The sequence below is a fragment of the Mesorhizobium sp. M7A.F.Ca.CA.004.04.2.1 genome (genome assembly GCF_004022825.1).
GTDB lineage: Bacteria > Pseudomonadota > Alphaproteobacteria > Rhizobiales > Rhizobiaceae > Mesorhizobium.
On record NZ_RZPH01000385.1, the window covers coordinates 1 to 5,187 of the forward strand.

The 5,187-nt window shown below is 62.9% G+C and carries 4 protein-coding genes and 1 pseudogene; all 5 read right to left on the bottom strand.

Annotation, left to right across the window (positions count from 1 at the left end; genetic code table 11):
* A pseudogene (locus EN893_RS17925) lies at positions 1-470 on the bottom strand (HEAT repeat domain-containing protein); the annotation flags it as partial.
* Between the two features lie 2 nt (positions 471-472).
* The gene (locus tag EN893_RS17930; protein WP_127270467.1) at positions 473-2,215 is read right to left on the bottom strand and encodes a YaiO family outer membrane beta-barrel protein; all 1,743 of its coding nucleotides are present in this window, start codon (positions 2,213-2,215) and stop codon (positions 473-475) included.
* A complete protein-coding gene (locus EN893_RS17935) occupies positions 2,215-2,607 on the bottom strand; it encodes a response regulator (RefSeq protein ID WP_127270163.1) in 393 nt (130 codons plus the stop codon). Before EN893_RS17935 ends, EN893_RS17930 begins: the two co-directional genes overlap by 1 nt.
* Positions 2,608-2,883: 276 nt before the next feature.
* Positions 2,884-3,261: a response regulator gene (locus EN893_RS17940; protein WP_127270165.1), complete on the bottom strand. Its 378-nt coding sequence runs from the start codon at positions 3,259-3,261 to the stop codon at positions 2,884-2,886.
* Positions 3,262-3,266: 5 nt separating this feature from the next.
* Positions 3,267-5,187: response regulator (locus EN893_RS17945; protein ID WP_245490857.1), on the bottom strand; the 1,921-nt coding region annotated here is incomplete at its 5' end.

Sequence of the window (5,187 nt, forward strand, 5' to 3'; positions counted from 1 at the left end):
ATATCACACAGCGCGATGGCGACGGCGATCCTGACTTCGCGCGAGCGGTCACGATCGAGCGCCGAAAGCAGGTTTGCCACCGCGTTTTCCGAACGCAGCGCCGCCAGCATCTCGGCCGCGTGGACGCGTTCGGCGCCGTTGCCTTTTTCAAGCTGGGTGCCGACAAGGGTCGGCAGGCCACATTCATTGAAGGCTGAAAGGAGCTCGTCGTGCTCCTCGCCACGCAACAGCGAAATAAACTCGAAGCCGGCATCGATCGCCACCCTCGCCGGTACCGCAAGCAGCGCCGTCTTCAATGCCTCGCGATCCCGATTTTCGGTGAAGGCGATCAGCGCCGTCAGAAGAAGGCGCCGCTGATCGGCGCCCGCCGTCCCCCGGCGCTCCTGCAATACCCGACGCACGATCAGCAGAAGCATGATCGCCAGGGAAAGGGCACTGAGCAGGATGGATAGGTGCCAGATGTACAACATGATCAGAACCGCGCGGTTAGGCCGAGCCCGAATGTGGTTCGGTCGAATGTCGGGCGCTGCTCATGGGCGAGGCTGCCGCGCAGCGTCAGCGGATCGGTAACGTCCCAGGAGATGCCGGCAAAGATGGTACGCGTCGGCACCAGCGAGCCGTCGGAGATCTCGGGGGCATCCGCATAGCCACCAAACACATTGACGCTCGGGATAACTGCAACATCGGCTCGCAGGACATAACCATCGGCGCGCGTGCCGATGTCGTCGGCTGCGTGGACCCAACGTGCCGAAAGCCCCAGCCGGCCGTCCAGGACATAGACCTGCACCCAAGGCGAGATTGTGGTGACCTCGGCGGTGGCGAAATTGTCATAGCGAGCATCGATGTTGAGCGAGAACGGACCGAGCGCTTTCGCGGGCGCCATGATCCGCCACGAAGCGCCGGCCCCGACCGAATATCGTGCCAGGAAGTCGGCATCCGGCGTCGCCGCTGCCAGCACATAGGCCGAAACCGTGGCCGAAAAGGCCTGGTCGATGCGGCCGTCGATCTGAACATCGGTGCGACCGTAGCGAGTCGCCATCCGGGTGTGGCCCGAAATGGTCGTCTGCGGGGTGAGCCGATAGGCAAGGCCGGTCGAACTGTCTGTCCAATCACCAAGTCCATCGGTGAGGTCGCTCACTTCGCTACCGATATCGAGCCGCCATTTGCGCGGCGGTGGTGCGGCCAGTCTCTGCTCGATGTCGCGCGAGCCGGGTTCGAGGGCAAGCGCCTGCCGGTAGGCATCGCGCGCGGCGTCGTCGTCGCCACGGGCGCGGCGCACATCGCCGATTCCCACCAGCGCTTCGGCATTGCGCGGATCAATCGCCAGCACCCGCTGAAACGACTGCTCGGCCCGCGTGTAATCCCGCTCGAGCAAAGAAATCCGTGCGTCGAGGGCGATCGCCTCGGCGTTGCCTGGCGCGGTGCCAAGCACATCATCGATCATCGCGCGGGCGCGCGGCACGTCGCCCTGCCAGATCGCCAGCCGGACCTTGCCGAGGCGGGCGTCGAGAAGGCCGGGCTTGATGGCCAGCGCCTGGTCGAAGAAATGCCCGGCCTCGTCGAATTTCTGTTGGGAGCCCGCCACGAGACCCATGGCGACCAGGATGTCGGTGTTTTTAGGCGCCAGCCCGAGCGCGCGGCAATAGGCGTTCTCCGCCTCGGGCAATTGTCCCGCCGCCCGCAATCTCTGGCCCTTCTCCATCAGGCCGGCGACAGGATCCGGCCGCGGCGGGCGCAGCTTCTTCCTCGCGGTCGCAGGCTTCTGCTTGCTGCTGTCGGCCTGCTGGGCCTTGCGGATGTTGGCGACAAGCGTCGCCGCGTCGGCATTGCCCCGCTCGGCACGCGACACCTCTTCTGCCAGTTGCAGCGCGGCGTCCAGATTGCCGGAGCGGAACTCGACCTGAGCGATGCCGAAGCTGGCATCCAGATAGGTCGGCGCAAGCGCAAGCGCCCTGGAAAAGGCTTCACGCGCGGCCGGCAGATTGTTGCGGCCAAGCTCGGCGAAGCCAAGTTGCACCAGGGCATCGGCATTGTCGGGCTTGAGCGCCAGCGCACGCCGCAGCAGCTTCGCCGATTCGTCGAAATGCTGGGCTTGCCTGGCCTTGACGCCGGAGGCGTACAGTTCGTCGACCGCCTGGGCCAGCGCGGCGGCAGGCGCCGTTTCAACCGCCAGGAAAACGCATGCCGCAATGACGGCGCGCCGGCCGCGCCACATCAGCGTTTCCCGCTCTTGCGCGCCAGCAGGCGCGCAAGCCGGGCCAGCAGCTCCTCGGGAATGAAGGGTTTCACAAGGTAGTCGTCGGCCCCCTTCTCAAGGGCCGAGACGATGTCCCTTTCGCCCTTGCGGGCGGTCAGCATGACAACCGGGATTTCCGACAAAGCCGGGTCGCTCTTGATGCGGGCAAGAACCTCCAGGCCGTCGGCCTTGGGCATCATCGCATCGAGCACGATGATGTCCGGCGCCTCATGCTCCGCCTTCAAGAGCGCTTCCGCCCCGTCTATGGCCTTGATGACCTCGTATCCCTTTGCCCTGAGCCTGAATTCCATCAGTTCGAGCAAGAGGGGATCGTCATCGCAAATCAGAACTCTTGCCTTCGCTCCGTTCATCAGCCTTGCTCCGGTTCGCGCCTCGTTTTGCCGCTTGCCCCCCGGAGTGATTGATCCATGAACCGACATCCGCCAACGCGGTTCATGCAGACAGAGACATTCTTCTCAATCTCTCGCCGAGCTCCGCCGATGCTGCGCGATTATAGACAACCTGATTCGCTACGCCTGCACCTCGGCACAATCAGTAGATGAATAAGGCGACATGGTATAGGAGCCGTGAACGGCGTCGCACAGTCTGCAGCCAGACTGCGCTCGGTGCCCACGCCAAACGTCGGATCAGGCGCGCGATAGAAGCAATCTTTTGACTTCACCGGCAAGCGCAAGCGGGTCGAATGGTTTGGCGATCACCCCTACCGCCCCCATCGCCAGATAGCGTTCGACTTCATGCGTCTGGGTGCGCGCGGTGATGAACACCACGGGTATCGAAGCCGTCGGCCCAGACTGGGCCAAGCGCCTCAGCGTCTCCGGTCCATCCATATCCGGCATCATTACGTCGAGCAGAATGAGATCGGGCCGCCATTCGGCGGCATCGACCAGCGCCTGCATGCCGGACGGGCAGGACCGCACCTCGAATTCCGGCTCGAGCTCCAGCGACATCTGGGCGATTTCGCGGATATCGTCCTCGTCATCCACATAGAGAATCCTTGCGGGCATGAGCGTCACTCCTCGGCGTGCGCGGCAGGTTGAGTGCGGGGCGAAACCAACATGCTCCTGACCAGCTTTGCCACATCGATTTCCGACGCCCTGGTCTTGGTCATGATGGCCTGAACCCGATCACCGAGTTTCTGGTCGAGCTCCGCCGCCGAAAACACGATGACCCCGGTCTCGAGCGGCAGATCGACCAGCAGGTCCAACCCCGAGCCATCGGGGAGTGCAATATCCAGGATAACCAGGTCGAAGAGATGCTGCGCGATCGCCTCCCGGGCGTCCTTGAGCGTCTTCGCCGAAGTAATCGAGACACCCGAACCCAACCCCTCCGACATCACCGCAAGCACGCCCTCATCGTCCTCGACATGGAGAATCTTCGGCCTCTGCTCGGTCCTGCCAGCAAGGATCTTGGCAAGGGCGGCGTGAAGCCGCTTTGAATCCACCGGCTTCTCCAGCCAGTCGACGATACCGACGGCGCTGCCGTTGAGCGAGCGCCTGGCCTCATCGGCAACGGCGGAGATGACGATGACCGAAATGTCGGAATTCACCGGCGATGCCCTAATGTCGTGGAAGAGCTTGATGCCGGATTCCCCCGCGAGCTTGATGTCGAGGGTCAAGGCCACGTATTCGCGGGACCGCAGAAGCGCCTTTGCGGTGGCGATATCGGGTGCGACGTCGCTGGAAAAGCCTTCCGCATCCAAGAGTGCCGCAATTACTGCGGCGACGTCGGTCTCGTCTTCACAGATCAGAACCCGTAGGCGGCCATCGGGCTTTCGTTTCAGGTGCGGTGGCGGATACGGCCTTGGTTGGTGCCTGCGTACTTCTGCAAGGTCCACGTGGAACGAGGTTCCCTTGCCTTCCTCGGTTTCGAAGGAAACGGCTCCGCCCAGTTTTTCGGTAATGGCCTTGACGATGCTCAAGCCTAGGCCGGTGCCGCCTATCTTACGGGTGCTGGAGGCGTCGGCCTGCTCGAACTTTCCGAATATACGGCTGCGGAAAGCCTCCGGGATGCCAGCGCCCTGGTCCATCACGGAAATCCGCAGCATGTCGTGGTCATGACGCTGGAATTTCACTGTGACAGTACCGTCGGCATGCGAGAACTTGATCGCATTCGACAGGAGGTTCGCCATCACCTGATGCAGGCGATCCGGATCGATGTTGGCCTCGGCGCGCGGCGCATCGTCGATCAGAACGATCCTGATCCGGCTGTCAGCCATGTAGTTGGAGCTGGCGGCAATGGCCTGCTCCAGGACCTGACGGACAGGCATCTGCTTGATCTTGAAGGTGATCACGCCCGATTCGATCTTCTCCATATCCAGAATGTCGTTGATGAGAAGAACCAGCCTTTCGCTATTGGTGTGCGCGATGTTGACGAGATTGGCGGCCTTGGGCGGCAGTTCGCCGGCCACACCGGCCGCAATCAGGCCAAGCGAGCCGCGGATGGAGGTCAGCGGGGTCCGCAATTCGTGGCTGACCGTGGAAATGAAATCATTCTTGAGCTGCGCGGTGCGCTTCTGCTCGGTGATGTCGCGATTGTAGGTGATGACGCCGACGATCTTGCCGGCCTCGTCGCGGAAAGGGGCCTTGAGCGTGTAGAGCCAACCTTGCCGGCCATCCGGGAAAAGCGCGGGCTGGTCGATCCGCAACGTCTGCCCGGCCTCCAGCGCGCCCATCTCATCCTGCCGGAAGCGCTCGGCCACCTCCCTGGGGTAGAAATCGAAATCCGTCTTGCCGATCAGATCGTCGACCGAAGCGGCGCGAACCATTTCGGCGGTGGCGGGGTTGGCGGCGATGAAGCGGCCGTCGACATCTTTTATGTTCAGGCAATCCGGCAGTTCGCGAACCAGGGCCCGGAAGGTCATGTGGGACATCAAGAGCTCCCGCCTGCGATGCTGCCGGTCGAGCAGGACGCCGATGATGATTGTGCTGAGA

What these genes read in the sequence shown, in the direction of transcription:
- EN893_RS17930 (WP_127270467.1), bottom strand. Translation starts at nt 2,215, where the DNA reads ATGTGGCGCGGCCGGCGCGCCGTCATTGCGGCATGCGTTTTCCTGGCG.
- EN893_RS17935 (WP_127270163.1), bottom strand. Translation starts at nt 2,607, where the DNA reads ATGAACGGAGCGAAGGCAAGAGTTCTGATTTGCGATGACGATCCCCTC.
- EN893_RS17940 (WP_127270165.1), bottom strand. Translation starts at nt 3,261, where the DNA reads ATGCCCGCAAGGATTCTCTATGTGGATGACGAGGACGATATCCGCGAA.